The 16,897-nt window shown below is 40.2% G+C and carries 11 protein-coding genes; 7 read left to right on the forward strand and 4 right to left on the reverse strand.

The genetic code is table 11. The features are described 5' to 3' along the window. The first annotated feature begins 63 nt into the window (after window positions 1-63). The 3 genes from ACQY4U_RS18275 to ACQY4U_RS18285 all read left to right on the forward strand — a co-directional run bounded on the left by ACQY4U_RS18275 (window position 64) and on the right by ACQY4U_RS18285 (window position 1,539). Window positions 64-555 carry a cupin domain-containing protein gene (locus tag ACQY4U_RS18275; RefSeq protein ID WP_428330895.1) on the forward strand — a complete coding sequence of 164 codons (492 nt, stop codon included), beginning with the start codon at window positions 64-66 and terminating at the stop codon, window positions 553-555. Between the two features lie 64 nt (window positions 556-619). After that, the gene (locus tag ACQY4U_RS18280) at window positions 620-1,147 is read left to right on the forward strand and encodes a DinB family protein (RefSeq protein ID WP_428330896.1); all 528 of its coding nucleotides are present in this window, start codon (window positions 620-622) and stop codon (window positions 1,145-1,147) included. 260 nt (window positions 1,148-1,407) lie between these two features. Next, window positions 1,408-1,539: a hypothetical protein gene (locus tag ACQY4U_RS18285; protein ID WP_428330897.1), complete on the forward strand. Its 132-nt coding sequence runs from the start codon at window positions 1,408-1,410 to the stop codon at window positions 1,537-1,539. A 90-nt stretch (window positions 1,540-1,629) separates the two neighbouring features. On the opposite strand, the gene ACQY4U_RS18290 is transcribed toward ACQY4U_RS18285, so the two are convergent. The 3 genes from ACQY4U_RS18290 to ACQY4U_RS18300 form a co-directional block, all read right to left on the reverse strand. Next, complete coding sequence (locus tag ACQY4U_RS18290) at window positions 1,630-5,973, reverse strand: PAS domain S-box protein (RefSeq protein WP_428330898.1); 4,344 nt, start codon at window positions 5,971-5,973, stop codon at window positions 1,630-1,632. Window positions 5,974-6,127: 154 nt separating this feature from the next. Next, on the reverse strand, window positions 6,128-6,493 hold the full coding sequence (locus tag ACQY4U_RS18295) for a response regulator (RefSeq protein ID WP_428330899.1): 366 nt from the start codon (window positions 6,491-6,493) through the stop codon (window positions 6,128-6,130). Between the two features lie 54 nt (window positions 6,494-6,547). Continuing rightward, complete coding sequence (locus ACQY4U_RS18300; protein ID WP_428330900.1) at window positions 6,548-8,788, reverse strand: PAS domain-containing sensor histidine kinase; 2,241 nt, start codon at window positions 8,786-8,788, stop codon at window positions 6,548-6,550. A 460-nt stretch (window positions 8,789-9,248) separates the two neighbouring features. Between ACQY4U_RS18300 and ACQY4U_RS18305 the strand changes: the two genes are divergently transcribed. Further along, window positions 9,249-12,911 (forward strand): CheR family methyltransferase, encoded by a 3,663-nt coding sequence (locus ACQY4U_RS18305; protein WP_428330901.1) that lies wholly within the window; start codon window positions 9,249-9,251, stop codon window positions 12,909-12,911. A gap of 22 nt (window positions 12,912-12,933) precedes the next feature. Here ACQY4U_RS18305 and ACQY4U_RS18310 read toward each other — a convergent pair whose 3' ends face one another. Further along, complete coding sequence (locus ACQY4U_RS18310) at window positions 12,934-13,599, reverse strand: FAD-binding oxidoreductase (protein ID WP_428330902.1); 666 nt, start codon at window positions 13,597-13,599, stop codon at window positions 12,934-12,936. Window positions 13,600-13,794: 195 nt separating this feature from the next. Here ACQY4U_RS18310 and uxaC point away from each other — a divergent pair, with 195 nt between their 5' ends. The 3 genes from uxaC to ACQY4U_RS18325 are packed head-to-tail and all read left to right on the forward strand — an operon-like array spanning window position 13,795 to window position 16,897. Next, window positions 13,795-15,207 carry a glucuronate isomerase gene (gene uxaC, locus ACQY4U_RS18315; RefSeq protein ID WP_428330903.1) on the forward strand — a complete coding sequence of 471 codons (1,413 nt, stop codon included), beginning with the start codon at window positions 13,795-13,797 and terminating at the stop codon, window positions 15,205-15,207. Then, window positions 15,204-16,241 (forward strand): PfkB family carbohydrate kinase, encoded by a 1,038-nt coding sequence (locus tag ACQY4U_RS18320; protein WP_428330904.1) that lies wholly within the window; start codon window positions 15,204-15,206, stop codon window positions 16,239-16,241. The genes uxaC and ACQY4U_RS18320 overlap by 4 nt, the downstream gene beginning before the upstream one ends. Then, window positions 16,238-16,897, forward strand: coding sequence for a bifunctional 4-hydroxy-2-oxoglutarate aldolase/2-dehydro-3-deoxy-phosphogluconate aldolase (locus ACQY4U_RS18325; protein ID WP_428330905.1), 660 nt, complete (start codon window positions 16,238-16,240; stop codon window positions 16,895-16,897). Before ACQY4U_RS18320 ends, ACQY4U_RS18325 begins: the two co-directional genes overlap by 4 nt.

The following is a 16,897-nucleotide window of genomic DNA, read 5'->3' on the forward strand; positions in this document are numbered from 1 at the left end:
ATCTTATAAAATTTAATAAAGGCTATTGTATAATATAAGTACAATAGCCTTTATTTTTACGCTATGTTAAACAATGATGCCTCCTATTGGATCAATAGATTGCAATTGCTGCCACACCCTGAGGGCGGTTATTATAAAGAAGTTTTTCGCTCAGCAATTGAGGTAACCCGACAGCCCTCAGCTGTGGTAAAACAAGCATGTACCTCTATTTATTATTTATTGGAAGGTAATGATTATTCAGGCTTCCATAGGCTGGCATCTGATGAATTATGGTATTTTCATAAAGGTGCCCCACTTTTTGTGCATGTTATTGATGAAAATGGAAATCATTTAACGCATGAGCTTTCTGACACAGGTTCGGGCAGTTTATCTTTAGCTGTAAAAGCCGGGTTATGGTTCGCATCCGAAATTCCTTCGGGAAAGGATTTTACACTGGTAAGTTGTGCTGTTGCCCCGGGCTTTGAGTTTAATGAATTTGAAATGGCTGAAAGGCATCAGCTCACAACACTATATCCACAATATGCCCCGCTGTTTGAAAAATTATGCAGGGAATAAAAATGTAATTGATATTGAGGGTTTTATTATAATTTAGCTGCTACCAAATTATAATAACCAAATCATGAAAAAGTTATCATTACTAATTACAATGCTGGTAATAGTTTTTGCCAGTAACAAAGCGCACGCGCAGTTTACACAATCGCAAATGGTTGATGAATGGCAGCGGGCCAAAGCTTATACTAAAGCTTACCTGAGTGCGATGCCCGAAGATGGATACGCGTATAAACCCACTCCAGAAATGCGCTCATTTGCGCAGCAAATGCTTCACCTTGCTGATGCTAATTACTTTTTTTCATCAGCAGCAAGCGGAAAGGAAAATCCATTAGGTAAAGCATCTGCCGAAAAAACGATCCCTCAAACAAAAGAGGCCACAACCAAAGCTGTGTTGGATAGCTATGATTTTGCCATTAGCGCATTACAGGGTATGACAGCTGACCAGTTACTGGCAACTACTAAATTTGCCAATAAGGACATTACAAAAAGCGGCTTGTTTGGCAAAGGCTTTGAACATCAAACCCACCACCGTGGGCAAACAACAGTTTACCTGCGTTTAAAAGGCGTAACCCCACCACCCGAAATGCTATTTTAGTACCTGATCCATAAAATTGAAGGCCCTGTTTACTGATGTAGGCAGGGCCATTTGTTTTTTAACAGTATACTTTTCAGGAAAAAGCAACGCGGTGGATATTTTTCTGAACAGGTTTATCAGCCCAATTATGCACACTATAGCTCAGGTTTATGATTTTTAGAATTGCTGAATAATATTTTGATCGGAATTTATCTTTTTTTTATTGCCCCCATTATTATGGCACAATGTTGGTATTAATGGAAATACAAAACTATCAAACTATGAAAATCTCAACAAAAACCATCGTTATATTAAGAGCAATTGATTTGGAGTTAAAAGCCATATTAGAGAAAGATTTGGAACGTTACAGAATGCAGCATCCTAAACAGGTAGCCGTTAAAAAGGCAGCCTGACCATCATATATCTACCTATGTAAAAAGGAGTTCAATACTGAACTCCTTTTTTGTTTATAACAGGGTTTACTTGTTGCTGGTATTTATAATTTAACGGTTCATCAGTTTTATTACCTTATCAATTTCTTTAATGGTTTTATCCAAAAGCTCATTTGCCGTATCCGTTTTAAAGGCTACCATGTGCTCAAACTCATTGGCTAATTTAGCCAATACCGATAAACCTGCCGATACAGCAGTGCCATATAGTTTATGACCAGCCTGACTTAAACCTTTAAAATCTTCTTTGTTCACAAACTCCTGTAGGGTAGTGGCCGATTTAATGAGCTCTAAACGCGCAAGGTCAATCACTTCTCTTATCACGCTTTCATCATCGCCCACATACATTTTTATCCGTTTTATATCAAAGTGCGATGATTCATTATATTCATCGGCAGCTGATAGGTCAACCTGTTCAATATTATGGAAGTTGAGCCATTTGTTTAATACCAGTGCCAGTGTTTTTTCAATAACAGGTTTTACCACAAAATCATCCATGCCAGCTTCAAGGCATCTTTCCTTTTCGCTCTTTACATTGCCGGCAGTAAGGGCAATAATAGGGGTGTGGATACCATCACCCTCCATTGCCCTGATGCTTTTGGTAGCTTCGTAGCCATTCATTTCGGGCATTTGCACGTCCATAAAAATAAGGTCTGGCAATTGGTCAACACAATAATTTAATGCTTCCTGGCCGTTTTTTGCTTCTATAAGAGTAGCATTTGGTGCAATACGTTTAATCAGGGTGCGGGCTAACAACATGTTTACTGTATTGTCTTCGGCAACCAATATGGTTACCTTATCTTCAGTGGTTTGGGCATTCTTGCTTTGGTCTAATAAACGTTGGGTATCCCCATCTTTTTTATGCAGCCTTGAAAGTGTATTGTAAATCTCCTGCATTTTAACAGGCTTAATAAGGCGGTGATTTACCTTTAATTCTTCACAACCCTGAATTACCTTATCATCGTCAGAAGAACTATAAAGTAAAATAACAGGCTGTTCTTTTTGGGTATGTGAAAAACTGCTCTTTATTTTTCTAATAGTTTCAAGCCCATCCATATAAGGCATGTGGTAATCCATTATAATAACATCAAACTGCTCACCTTTGGCCAAAAGCTGCAAGGCTTCAAACCCGTTTTTAGCTTCGGTAGTTTTAATGTTTTTTAACAGCAGTATCTGGCTTAATATTGTCCTGTTGTTATCGTTGTCATCAACAACCAGTACATTTTTAATCAGGTCAATGTTTTCCCATTCAATGGCATCTCCCTTTTCTGTTTTAAAAGTAATATCAAAATAAAAAGTACTGCCTACACCCGGTGTGCTTTTTAATTGCAGCTTGCTGCCCATTAAAGCCAATAATTTGTTGGAGATAGATAGGCCAAGACCTGTACCTCCATATTTTTTGGTTGTTGAGCCATCCTCCTGCGAAAATGCTTCAAATATTTTACCCTGTTTTTCGGGTTTAATGCCTATACCAGTATCTCTAACGCTAAAACGCAGCGTGCTTTGATCGCCTGATGAGAGCAGCGTTTCTATTTTTAACTCTATCTCGCCCTTTTCCGTAAATTTTGAAGCATTACCCAACAGGTTTATCAGGATCTGTTTCAGGCGGACGCTATCGGCCCAGATAAAACGCGGCATGCTGGGTGCTATGTTCAGCAGCATTTCGAGCCCTTTGGTTTGTACCTGGTAGGTAATAATATCAGTTGCCTGGTATCCCATCTCGTACAGATCACATTTTTCAATATCAAGCTCAAGTTTGCCCGCCTCTATTTTTGAAAAATCAAGTATATCATTAATAATGCTTAACAGTGCGTTGGCCGATTGATTGACGATAGACAGGTATTGGTGCTGTGTTTCGTTCAGACTGGTTTTTAGTACTAAATCAGTAAAGCCGATCACGCCATTCAGCGGGGTACGGATCTCGTGGCTCATGTTAGCCAAAAACTCTGATTTTGCTACGCTGGCCTGCTCCGCTAATAATTTTGCAGCCTTTAATTCTTCTCTCTGGGTAACAAATGGTGTAATTATTTGGCTAAACATCATAATGCCGCCAATTTTACCATCAAACTGGTACCAGGGGCGCATTTCCCAGGTTACGTAACCGTCCTTGTCCGATCCATCAAGCCGGTAAACATCTTCCTCTTTTCGTTCAACAGCACCTTTCAAAATACGTTGATGCCTGTCGTGGCTTCCCAGGTCCATTTGCGGAAAAAGCTCATACTGAGATACGCCTAAAATATGCTTACCTAACAGGTTATAATCTTCCATCCAGCGGGTGCTGGCAGCAATATACCGCATATCGTTATCAAACATAGCCACCGCTGCCGGGGCATGTTCAACAAATGCCGATAAGCGTGCTTTTTCTGTAAACAGTGCTTCTTCTATCTTTTTTCGTTGGGTTACATCGGTAGCGATACCAAGATAACCTGTGATTTTGTTTTCCGGATCACGGATAGGGGTAACCACTAACGAAACGATGAGCTTACTGCCATCCCTTTTAACATAAGTCCATTCGCGTTGTTCGGCACCTTCATCTTCGGGTTTTTGAACAAACACCCTGAACCCTTCAATCGGGTATCCGTATTCTTCCGTTAATTCTCTACCGCGTTTGGCCACCTCATCGGCCGAGTTGATCATTACTAATGATCGTTTGCCTATTACCTTTTCGGCAGTATAACCTAATAGTTTTTCGGCCCCGGAGTTAAAAACTGTGATTAGCCCATTAACATCAGTGGCAATAATGCTAACCTCTGATGCGGCGGTCAAAACATCGTTTAAAAGTTTTTGTGATGCATATACAGCCAGCCCGGCACGTTTCTTTTCGTCAATATCCTGGAAGGTGCCGTAAAGTCTTTGACATTCGTTATCAATAAATTCGGCACTACCAATTGCCCGTACCCATAATTCTTTTCCGCTATTGGTGATTATTTGTAGTTCCAGATCCCAGGATTTACCCTCATTTATGGCCTGGATAATTGCTTCATTTAATTTTTGCCTGTTCTCGCCTTCCTTATAAAAATTAATGCTGTTATCCAAGTTTGGTTCATAGTCTTCAGGTACCTCATGGATTTCTTTGGTTACCGAAGTCCACGATATTTTTTGGGCCTTTACATCAAACTCCCAGCCGCCAACACGGGCTACCTTATTGGTTTGCTCTAAAAGCTGCTTGGTTTCTTCTAAGGCTTTTTCTAATTTATAACGATCTGTAATATCAGTTCCGTTACCTATAACGTAGGTTTCACCGTCTAAACGCGTTTCGGTAACGTTATTGAATATCCATATACGGTTTGACCCATCTTTATGACGGGTTAACATTTGCCCTTTAACGCTGCCTTTAGTTCTTATTTCATCCAGGTAGGCATGTACAAATGGATGCCTGAATTCAGGAATAATATCAAACAGTGTTAACCGTAATATTTCCTGTTGGGTGTACCCCAAACTTGCAGCGCCTGATATATTGATGGATAGTAATTTACCTCGCAAATCATGCGTGCACATAAAGCTTTGCGAATGCTCAAAAAATGCTTTGAGTTTATCTTCGCTCAAAGCAAGCTCCCGTTCTTTTAAAATTATTTCAGAAACATCTCGTCCAATGCCAAATATGTCAGTTCCTTCGGGTGTTGAGGTCCATTCAATGGTTTTATATTCACCCGTAATTGTTTTAAAGCGCTGTTGAAAGTTAACGGTGTTGTGCCCCTGCGATAGTTTTAACAACTGTTTTTCTGTTCCTGCTATATCATCGGGGTGTATAAACTCAAAAGATGATGTTTTTAAGATATGTGCTCTATCCCATCCTAATACGCGGCTAAAAGCCGGGTTTACCTTTTTAAAAAAACCATCAGCACCACCAACAAATATCAAATCGTTTGATAGTTCAAATAGCTTTTCAAAGCTCCTGAGCTCGTCCCTTTGCTTGCGCTCAACTATTAGTAGCATTACCTCTTCGGCAAGTAATTCAAGCGCTCTTTTTTGCTTATCGTTAAGCTGCCTGGGTATACGGTCAATTACACACAAAGTGCCCAATGCATAGCCATTAGGATCAATAAGGGGGAAACCCGCATAAAAACGGATATTAGGATCGCCAGTTACCAGGGCATTCATTTTAAACCTAACATCTGCCAGTGCATCCTGTACCTCAAAAAGCTTGGTATCCATAATGCTATACTGGCAAAAGGCAAGTTCGCGCGGGGTTTCTTTTACGTCAAGCCCTACTGATGATTTAAACCACTGTCGGTTCTCGTCAACAAGGGATACCAGTGAGATAGGTACATCACAAATAATTGATGCCAGTTCCGTTATCCTGTCAAATTCATATTCGCTTAAGGAATTTAGTATTTCATAATCCTGCAGTGCCTTTAAGCGATCTTTTTCGTTATCCGGTATGGGAAATTTGCTCACAAATGGTGGCTTTAATCATTGATATAAATCTAATATACCAATAATTATCAATCAGGTTATGAAAGTTAAAATCTTTATACGTGATACAACAAGGGGGAGTAAACTATTATGGTATAAACTACAGGGAAATATAATAAAACAAGTAAGAAATAATTTAACCAATAAGGGTTTCAATTTTGTTTAAAAGCACATTCATATCAAAGGGCTTTTCCAAAAAGTCATCGGCGCCACTGGCTAAGGCCGAATCGCGGATCTCCCTGCTGGCCGAGATCATTAAAACAGGAATGCTCTTTGTTTCGGGATCGGCTTTTAAATCCCGGCAAACCTCCCGGCCATCAATGCCCGACATCCAGATGTCTAAAAGCAACAGATCGGGTTTATTTTGTATACCGGCTTGTATCATTGCCCCGTTAAGGGTATGCTCAACCTGGTAACCCATAACTTCTAAAATCATGGTTGTTGAATCAACTATAGCCTCGTCATCATCGGCTATAAAAATCTTTTTTGTTTCGGCTCTCATGCAATAGGGGTAAATATAAGCTGCAGGGCAGTGATTTTTAGCTTAAATTTTAATTTAATCCAGCTGTTTGATGGGTAAGGCAAAGCAAAAGGTTGATCCTTTACCTTCAACCGAGGTTACCCAGATCTTCCCGTTCAGCCTTTTTACGATCTCAGCCGAAATATAAAGCCCTAAACCAAGCCCCGGGAAAGTGTATTCCTTTGTTCCGCTTACGCGGTAGAATTGCTCAAATACTTTATCTTTTTTGTCGGCGCTGATGCCTATGCCAAAATCCTGTACGCAAAGCTGCACCTCATGGCCGTGGTCTTCGGTGTAAATAATTATCTCGTTAGCGTCGGGCGAGTATTTGATAGCATTGGTAAGCAGGTTAGTTACTACCTGTGTAATGCGATCTTTATCGCCCATAAGCTCGCTGGTAAATTTAAGCTGCTTTTTAATAATGTGCTTACTGGTGGTGCGCTGTACCTCTTCGGTAACCTCTTCAACCATTTGGTTAAAATCAAATTTTTCATAGTTAAACTGCAGGCGCCCGGTATTTATTTTGGTAACATCCAACAAATCGCCAATAAGATTATTAAGCCTGTTTACCTGTTTATCCATTTTTGCAACAAGGGCGGCATTTTTAACATCGCCTGTTCGTTTAAACATCATTTCCATTACCTGCGCATAAGCTTTTATGCTGGTAATAGGTGTTTTTAATTCGTGGCTGGCTACTCCTAAAAAATTATCTTTTTGTTTTTCCAGTTCCTTTTGTTCGGTAATATCTGTATTGGTGCCGTACCATTTAATAATGGCGCCGTCTTCGTTTTTTAAAGGGAGGGCCCTAACCAGCCACCAGCGGTATTCGCCAGTATTATCTCTTATTCTAAATTCAATCTGGTAAGGGTTTCCTGTTTTTAATGATTCTGTCCATGCCAATTCTGTGGCTTTTACATCATCGGGGTGCAGCGTATCAACCCAGCCCATACCTAATGCTTCGGCAAGCGGTTTTGCACCCCGTTCAGTCCACCGTTTGTTAATATAATCCAGCTGCCCGTCAGGAGTACTTGTCCAAACAACCGATGGAACAGAATCTGCTAAAAACTCCATTTCTTTAATTACATTTTGCAGCTCACTGTTTTTATCGGCCAGTAATTTACGGGCATAAAGTTCGGGCCTTAAATCATGCGCGGTTGCGCCTCTGCCAATTATGTCACCATTTTCAGGGTCTTTAATCAGCATATAACTTATATGGCAGGGAAATTCCTCTTTTGTTTTATTATTGGTAAGGTATACGGTACCCTGCCAGCCATTATGCTCATTAATCTCTTTTATAACATAGTTTTGAACCCGGCCCAACTCTTTTGCCGAGTAAAAATCAGCAGCGCTAAGCAGGGTAACATCTGTATCGGCATCAACACCCAGCATTTCTCTTGCTGCCTGGTTCATGTAAATCAGGTTGCCATCCATGTCGGCAATGGTCATGTGGTCGGCATTGTTTTGCACCAGGCTTAATAATTGCTGTTCGCGCCTGCGCGCTTTTACCTCTTCGGTAATATCCCTTGCTGTACCTGCAAACCGGTAGGCAATATTATCTGCATTAAAATAAGCTTTGCCTTTGCAATGCACCCAGCGGGCCTCATTATTATGGGCGTTAACGGTTCGGTATCTGATATCATACTGACCCCTGCTTTTTGGATTAATGGCTGCAAGCACCGCCTGGTGAACCATTTTTTTATCATCGGGGTGCATACAATCGCGCACATCATCAAAGGTAATAATTCCTTCTAAAGGAAAACCGAATAACTCCCGGCAGCGCTTATCCCATTTTACGGTATAATTGATAGGATCAAGATCCCAGGTGCCAATGCCTGCCGAAGTAAGTGCGAATGAGAGCTGTTCTTCATTTTCAGAAATCTGTTTGCGCGCATTTACCAGTTCGGTTACGTCAGCAGCGGTATTAATTATGGCTTCGGGTTTGCCATTTATGTCTTTTATGGCGCGGTATGTAAAGGTATAATAGGATGTTTTTAATTTGCCGTCAATCATCAGATCGGCACGGCCCTCTTTGGTATGGTAGGGGATGCCGGTAGTATAAACCTTATCGAGCAGTTTATGAAAAGGCTGCCCGTCTAATTCAGGAAGAGCTTCTCTAAGCGTTTTGCCGATAACGGATGTTTTTTTGCCCCAAACATCTAACATAGCCTGGTTAGCTGCTGCTATGATCATTTCTTTTCCTTTGTAAATAGCCGTTGGCATAGGGGATGCATCAACCAGTAAATTAAAACGATCAAGTTCGGAGTACAAAGAAGCCATTGTTAGTTTAAAATTTTATAAATATAGCAAGTTATATGAAAGCTATAGCGCCAACTTACAAAAGAGCAGATGAAGATATGGCCCGGAAAACAGCAAGGTCATAAGTTAACGGGGGAATATTTATAAAGCAAAAAAAGCAGGTGTGGCCTTGCGCTATTCCTGCTTTTACATAATTAACTAACTATTAACTGACAGTTTTTAAATACTGTTAATTAGTTATAAAAATATATAATTTATTTATAATTTAATTATTATAATTTTAATTAAAAATAAATTATATATTCTTTATTGTTGTATTATGTTTTTAACTTATTGATTGTTAGGTTTTTGTGTTGTTTTCTACTTATTGTGAATGGTTTTTCAAAAAACAGGCTATTTTTAATCTGATAATAAATTCTACATTTATACAACAATTACAAACTGGTTTTAAATTCATTTTTTTAATCTTTTAAATTAGACAATGGCAAAGGTTAAAAATGAAGAAGTTTCTGGTTTGCAATTCCCTGTAGTAGGTATCGGTGCATCAGCGGGTGGGTTAGAAGCAGTAAAAGCATTTTTAAAGGCATTACCTGCAAAATCTGGGATGGCATTTGTTTTTGTACAACATTTAAGCCCTCAGCATACCAGTATTTTACCCGAGATACTTCAAAAAATAACCCCATTCCCGGTACAGCTTATTACCGATAACGTACATCTGGAGCAGGATCATCTTTATATTATCCCGCAAAATAAAATTCTTACAGCTACCGATGGTGTGCTGCGGCTTGCACCATTGGACGCTACGCATAAACAGAGCAATACCATTGATCTTTTCTTCTCATCACTGGGCTTGGTGCATCAAAGTTATGCCGTAGGTATTGTACTTTCTGGTGCATTGAACGATGGAACTGCCGGGTTACAGGTAATTAAATCATACGGTGGTTTAACTTTTGCACAGGATGAAGCTTCGGCGGCTTACGATAGTATGCCGAAAAGTGCAATTAAAGCCGGGGTAGTTGATTTTGTATTATCGCCCGAAAAAATTGCAGAAAGGCTGATCAATATAAATTACCCTTTTCACAGTGATTACTCAACCTCCGAAATGTTAACCACCCTGCCACAGCAGGACAGCGAGGTTTTTAAACAAATGCTTACCGTACTGCGTGTACGCAGGGGTGTTGATTTTACTTACTACAAGCAAAGCACGCTTAAACGCCGCATTATAAGGCGGATGGCTTTAAGTAAAATGGAGCAAACTGCTGATTATCTTTCTTTTCTCCGCGAGAATAAGAACGAGCAGGATGCTTTGTATAATGATATGCTGATCTCTGTAACCAATTTTTTCAGGGATACACAAAGTTTTGAGGTATTATGCGATAATATATTCCCGGCATTACTCAGCAAAAAAACAATTAATGAACCGTTAAGGATCTGGGTGGCAGGATGTGCCACCGGCGAGGAAGCCTATTCAATGGCGATTTGTTTACAGGAGCAATTGGGTGATAAGGCTGCAGCCATGAAGATCCAGATTTTTGCTACCGATATTTCAGAAACTGCCATTGCTAAAGCACGTACGGGCATATACCGCCAAAGCGAATTAGATGGTATTTCGACCTCAAGGATGCAGCAATTTTTTAGCAAGCTTGATGGGAGTTACCAGGTTACAAAAAGCGTACGTGATATGTGTGTGTTTGCACACCATAATTTACTTAAAGATCCGCCATTTTCAAAAATAGATCTGGTAAGCTGTCGTAATGTAATGATCTACCTTGAACCTGTTTTACAGAAACGGGCATTAACCACTTTCCATTATTCATTAACCGAAGATGGATTTTTGATGCTCGGTAAATCAGAAACCATTGGCAGCAATACAGATATTTTTACTCCCTATAACAGCACCGAAAAAATATACCGCAGAAAAGGTCCTTTAGGCCGTTTTATGGCAGTCAGTTCGCCGGGAAGGGAGCGTACCTTTCGCGAGATTGATAAAAACATTCAAAAAGAAAGCAATGTAAAAGATATTTACAAAGTAGCCGATGAAGCTATGCTATCTAATTTTATGCCGCCATCAGTTTTGGTTGATGAAAAGTTTGATGTTATACAATTTAGGGGCACAACGGAACTTTGGCTTACACCCCCAAGTGGTAAACCAAGCTTTAATATCATAAAAATGGCCCGCGAGGGATTGGCATTTGAATTAAGGAATATTTTGCACCTTGCCCAAAAAACAAAATTGCCGGCCCGCAAAGCTGCTGTTTTTTTTAAACTGAATGGTTTACAGCATTATGTAAATATTCAGGCTATGCCATTAAAGGATACTGCTGAGCCTTATTTTTTGGTTGTTTTTCAAAATGTTTCATCGGCAGGTATTCAGCAATCCATTAGTGAGGTGAATGAACCTGTTGAAAATATGGTGGAGAACCGTGACGAATTGCGTATTGAGCAATTGGAAAAGGAGCTTTCGCAATCACGGCTTGATATGCGCGCCATTACAGAAGAGCAGGAAACAGCTAATGAGGAGTTACAAAGTGCCAATGAAGAACTGCTTTCGGGCAGTGAGGAATTGCAAAGCCTGAATGAAGAATTAGAAACCTCCAAAGAAGAACTGCAAAGCACCAACGAAGAGGTGATGATTGTTAATAAGGAATTAATTGACCGCAACGACCAGTTAAATAATTCGCGTTTATATACCGAAGGCATTGTAAATACCATTCGCGATCCGTTACTTATCCTTAATAAAGATTTGCGTGTAAAAAGGGCAACGGCAGGGTTTTATAATAAATTTAAAACTACCGAAAATCAAACCGAAGGTCAATATATATATGACCTTGGCAACCAGCAATGGAACATACCTGAACTTAAAGAGATCCTTGAAAATATTCTTCCAAAACAGAAAGAATTAGAAGGCTTTGAGGTAATGCTGCCTTTCCCCTTCATAGGGAATAGAATAATGCTTTTAAATGCAAGGCAAATTCATAATGTTAACGGGGAGCCTTTAATTTTATTGGCTATAGAAGATATTACCGATAAACGTAAAGTAGAAGAAGGCTTGGCTGAAGCCGAACGTTTATTGAGCGAAAGCAAGGAACGGTTAAAATCAGCAGTTGATTCGGCCGGTTTGGGTACCTGGGATTATGATCCAAAAACACAGGAACTGGTTTGGGATAAACGCTGTAAGGAGATATTTGGTGTGCAACCATCAGCATTGGTAACCCTGGCTCATTATTTAGATAGAATTCATCCTGATGACCGTAAATGGGTTGAAAAACGCATTAGTGACGCTATGGACGTTAATTACACAGAAGAGTTTGATATTGAGCACCGTACACCACCCATTGATGGGAAAATAAAATGGCTAAAGGGTAAGGGAAAAGTTTACTTTAATAAACAGGGCGAGCCTATTCGTTTTATAGGCACCTTGCTGGACATTACAGTTCAAAAACTTATAGACGAAGCCACCCGCGAATTGTTAAGTAAAAAAGACGAGTTTATAAGTATTGCAAGCCACGAATTAAAAACGCCAATTACCAGTTTAAAAGCATTTTTGCAGATAATTGAACGTACAACCTCAAATTATGCCGAAATGAAACCTGCGCTTATTATGGTACAAAAGGCTATTAAGCAGGTTGATAAACTAATTGTACTGATTAAAGATCTGTTGGATGTTACCAAAATTCAATCGGGTAAGTTAACATTGAAAAAATCAAGGTTTAAAGTTGGCGAGCTGTTAATTGAATGTTGCGACGAATTGGAAAGTACTTCAATAAAGCACCAGTTAATTATAGAAGGCGAAACGGAACTGGAAATTTATGCAGACCGTAACCGCTTAGAGCAAGTAATGATCAACCTGATCTCTAATGCAATTAAATATTCTCCGGACGGCGAAAAGGTAATTGTTAAAATTGATAAGATAGAGAATGCTGTTAAGGTATCAGTTACTGATTTTGGTATAGGTATCCCTAAAGATAAGCTGCCTTTGTTATTTGATAGATTTTACCGGGTTGAGGAAAATTCCCAAAGGTATGCAGGTTTGGGCCTGGGCTTGTTTATCTCGGCCGAGATCGTCAAACAGCATCATGGAATTATCCGCATTGATAGCGAAGAAGGGGTTGGTTCAACTTTTTGGTTTACCATTCCCGACTAAAAAATTAAAGCGCAGCTAACAACTACTGCTCCGTAATAATTTGCTTTTCGGGTACCTGGAGTTCAATCAGGTCTTCCTTTATTGCCGATACAAATTCATCAGGTCCGCATATATAATAGTTTTTTATTTGCGGGCCTGTGTATTGTTTAAGCAGTTGCCTATCAATATGTTTTCCCGTTTTACCGGGTGATTGGTCAGATAGAACGTCAATATGATTTTCACCCAGCATCGCGTCTAATTCATCCTTTAAAATAATATCTTTTTCGGTGCGGTTTGCAAACAGCAGTACATTACCTGCAATGTCTTTTTGCTTTGTAAGCTCACGGAATATGGAAATAAAAGGGGTTATCCCTGCACCACCCGCAATAAACAATCCTTTATCATGGTAGTTAATGGTTCCAAAAACCTCGTGTACTATCAGTTCGTCGCCCACATTAACATTTAGCAGCTTTTCAGTAATGCCATTGTGCCCAGTATAAATTTTTATGGTAAACTCCAAATGGTCATCGCTGTTAAGGCTGGTCAATGTAAACGGCCTCAGCTCATCCGTAAGTTCCGGTTTATTGATGGATACATCTGTAGCCTGCCCTGATACAAAGGTATAGCCCTTTGGCCTTTCCAATGTAAAGCGTTTTACATTGTGCGTTACAAATTCGGTTTTTAAAACTTTTACAATATGCTTTTCCATAACAGGTACTGCTTGTGTAGTTACAACAACAACAAAACGCTTATAAAGTGTTTAATTAATACCGGCTCATTTAATTTATGCCAAACAAATTGTAAATTAACTTTTACTTTAAGCTATTGTACACTATAAAAAGTATATTGCTGAACCAAATTATTAAACCCGGATAGATGCCCCCATCGCGGCAGATAATTAAAAATGAAAAACTTTTTAAACGAAGATTTTTTACTGGAAACTAAAACCGCGCAGCAGTTATACCACAACTATGCTGCACAACTCCCTATTATTGATTACCACTGCCACTTACCGCCAGATCAGATTGCCGGCGATGTGAATTTCAATACCCTTACCTCGATATGGCTCAACGGCGATCATTACAAATGGCGGGCAATGCGCGCCAACGGGGTTAATGAAGCTTATATAACCGGGAATAAAACCGATTGGGAAAAGTTTGAACAATGGGCCGCAACTGTACCTTATACGCTGCGCAACCCATTATACCATTGGACACACCTGGAATTGCAGCGCTATTTTGGCATAAAGGAATTACTATCGCCGGCAACGGCAAAAAATATCTATGACGAGTGCAACGAAAAGCTGCAATCGCCGGAGTATAGTGTGCGTAACCTGATCAAAAACCGCAGGGTTGAGGTAGTTTGTACTACCGACGATCCTTTGGATGATTTGGCACATCATCAAAAAATAAAACAAGATGGGTATGCAGTAAAAATATTGCCCGCATTCAGGCCGGATAAGGCAATGGAGGCCGATAATACCAAAGCCCTTAATGCTTACATCACCAGGTTAGAGGCGATTTTCAATACATCAATTGATAATTTTGAGGCTTACCTGCAGGCATTAAAAAAGCGGCATAATTACTTTGCTGCCAATGGCTGTTCGGTTTCTGATCATGGGCTTGAACAGCTTTACGCAAAAAAAAGTACCGATCTGGAGATCAGGCTAATCTTTTCGCGGATCAGAACCGAGCAGGTTTTACTGCCCGATGAGGTAGAGAAGTTTAAATCGGCTATGCTGTATCATTTTGCCGTTTGGGATCATGAAAAAGGATGGGTACAGCAATACCACTTAGGTGCTTTACGTAACAATAATGTACGCGCCTTGATGCAGGCGGGACCTGATACAGGCTATGATTCAATTGGCGATTTTTCGCAGGGCAAAAACCTTTCGGCTTTTTTAAATAAGCTGGAGGCTGAAGACAAGCTTACTAAAACCATCCTATATAATTTAAACCCTGCCGATAATGAGCTGTTTGCAACCATGGCAGGCAATTTTAATGATGGGGTTACCGCCGGAAAAATGCAGTTTGGATCGGCCTGGTGGTTTTTAGATCAGAAGGACGGGATGATCAAACAGCTGAATGCCTTATCAAATATGGGGCTGCTGAGCCGCATGGTGGGGATGCTTACCGACTCCCGCAGCTTTTTATCATACCCAAGGCATGAATATTTCAGGCGCATCCTGTGTAATCTTTTTGGTAATGATATTGAGAACGGCGAGCTGCCGAATGACCTGCCGTGGACGGGCAAGATCATCCAGGATATTTGCTATTACAATGCAAAAAACTATTTCGATTTTGATAAAGTAAAATGAGCGCACTTTTAAATAACTATACACATCCCGGTAAAATACTATCCTTCGGAGAGTTACTGCTCCGCATTTGCCCTGATGCCGAAGGCGAGTGGCTTAGTACCAACCAACTGCCATTTTATGTGGGCGGTGCCGAGCTTAACGTGGCAACAGCACTGGCATTATGGGATGTACCTTCTGCTTATTTTACAGTCTTGCCAAATAATGGTTTATCGGCACAAATTGTAAACGCACTAACTAACAAGGGTATTGATACCTCGTCCATTTTTTATGGTGATGGCAGGATAGGCCTATATTTTTTAACAGCAGGGCAGGATCTTAAACATGATGCCCTGATATACGACCGTGCCAATTCTGCCTTTGCAAATTTAAAACCCGGGGTAATTGACTGGGATAAAGTTTTACAAGGGGTAAGCTGGTTTCATTTTAGTGCGATATGCCCGGCTATAAACAATGATATTGCAGCGGTTTGCCTGGAAGTTTTGGAAGCTGCATCCAAACGAAACATTACTATTTCGGTTGATTTGAACTACCGGTCAAAATTATGGAAGTATGGTAAATCTCCGCTTGAGATAATGCCCGAACTGATAAAGTATTGTGACCTGGTAATGGGCAATGTTTGGGCAGCCGAAATGATGCTCAGTATCCCGGTTTTTCCTGATATTCATGAGTCGGGACAAAAAAGCATCTACCTGAAAGAAGCCCTGAAAACTTCAGAGCAGATTATGGCGCAGTACCCAAAATGCAAAGCCGTTGCAAATACCTTCAGGTTTGATGCCAGTAACGATATTACTTATTACACGGCTTTGTATACCAATAATGAGTTTCATAGCTCGAGTGTATATGAAGCCAAGTACATAACAGATAAAGTAGGCAGCGGTGATTGTTTTATGGCAGGGCTCATCTACGGTTTTTACAATAACCTTGAACCCGCCGAAATAGTAGAGTTTGCAACTGCCGCAGCATTTGAGCAGCTGTTTGTTAAAAGCGATGCAACCGATAAAACCATAGCCGAAATTAAAAAAGCAATGCAATGAAAATAAAAAAAGCAGTATTAGATAGCATAATAACGCAAGGCATGTTGCCGCTGTTTTTTTATGAAGATGCAGAAGTAAGCCTGCAAATAGCCCTTACACTTTATAAAGCAGGTATACGGGTAATTGAATATACCAACCGGGGCAAACAGGCATTGGATAACTTTAAAGTGCTGATAAAGGCCCGGAAAAAAGAAATGCCGGATATGTATATTGGTATTGGCACGATAAAAAATGTATCGGAGGCCGAAGCTTTTATTGATGCCGGGGCTGACTTCATTGTAGCACCTATTATAAACCCCGAGGTGGCTAAAGCAACCCACAAGCATAAGCTACTATGGATTCCCGGCTGTATGACGCCAACGGAGATCTACGCAGCGCAAAAGAACGGTGCTGTATTGGTAAAGATCTTCCCGGCAAATATAGTAGGGCCTGCATTTGTAAGTTCGGTAAAAGAGTTATTCCCCGGTTTGCTTTTTATGCCTACCGGTGGGGTGGAGTTAAATGGAAAAAATATCAGCTCGTGGTTCCACGCAGGCGTATGTGCAGTTGGGATAGGCAGTAAACTGATAAGCAGGGATGTTTTGGATAAAAAACTTTACGAGCAATTATATACAGATACTGTTAGGGCATTGGAGTTAGTTAAGGCTGCCATGTAA

Origin of the sequence: Mucilaginibacter sp., assembly GCF_965277465.1 — a bacterium.
Classification (GTDB): domain Bacteria; phylum Bacteroidota; class Bacteroidia; order Sphingobacteriales; family Sphingobacteriaceae; genus Mucilaginibacter.

Bases quoted from the DNA above. Each gene is read 5' to 3' on its own strand.
- ACQY4U_RS18305 (WP_428330901.1), top strand. From the start codon at position 9,249: ATGGCAAAGGTTAAAAATGAAGAAGTTTCTGGTTTGCAATTCCCTGTA.
- ACQY4U_RS18295 (WP_428330899.1), bottom strand. From the start codon at position 6,493: ATGAGAGCCGAAACAAAAAAGATTTTTATAGCCGATGATGACGAGGCT.
- ACQY4U_RS18310 (WP_428330902.1), bottom strand. From the start codon at position 13,599: ATGGAAAAGCATATTGTAAAAGTTTTAAAAACCGAATTTGTAACGCAC.
- ACQY4U_RS18275 (WP_428330895.1), top strand. From the start codon at position 64: ATGTTAAACAATGATGCCTCCTATTGGATCAATAGATTGCAATTGCTG.
- ACQY4U_RS18320 (WP_428330904.1), top strand. From the start codon at position 15,204: ATGAGCGCACTTTTAAATAACTATACACATCCCGGTAAAATACTATCC.
- uxaC (WP_428330903.1), top strand. From the start codon at position 13,795: ATGAAAAACTTTTTAAACGAAGATTTTTTACTGGAAACTAAAACCGCG.
- ACQY4U_RS18300 (WP_428330900.1), bottom strand. From the start codon at position 8,788: ATGGCTTCTTTGTACTCCGAACTTGATCGTTTTAATTTACTGGTTGAT.
- ACQY4U_RS18280 (WP_428330896.1), top strand. From the start codon at position 620: ATGAAAAAGTTATCATTACTAATTACAATGCTGGTAATAGTTTTTGCC.
- ACQY4U_RS18285 (WP_428330897.1), top strand. From the start codon at position 1,408: ATGAAAATCTCAACAAAAACCATCGTTATATTAAGAGCAATTGATTTG.
- ACQY4U_RS18325 (WP_428330905.1), top strand. From the start codon at position 16,238: ATGAAAATAAAAAAAGCAGTATTAGATAGCATAATAACGCAAGGCATG.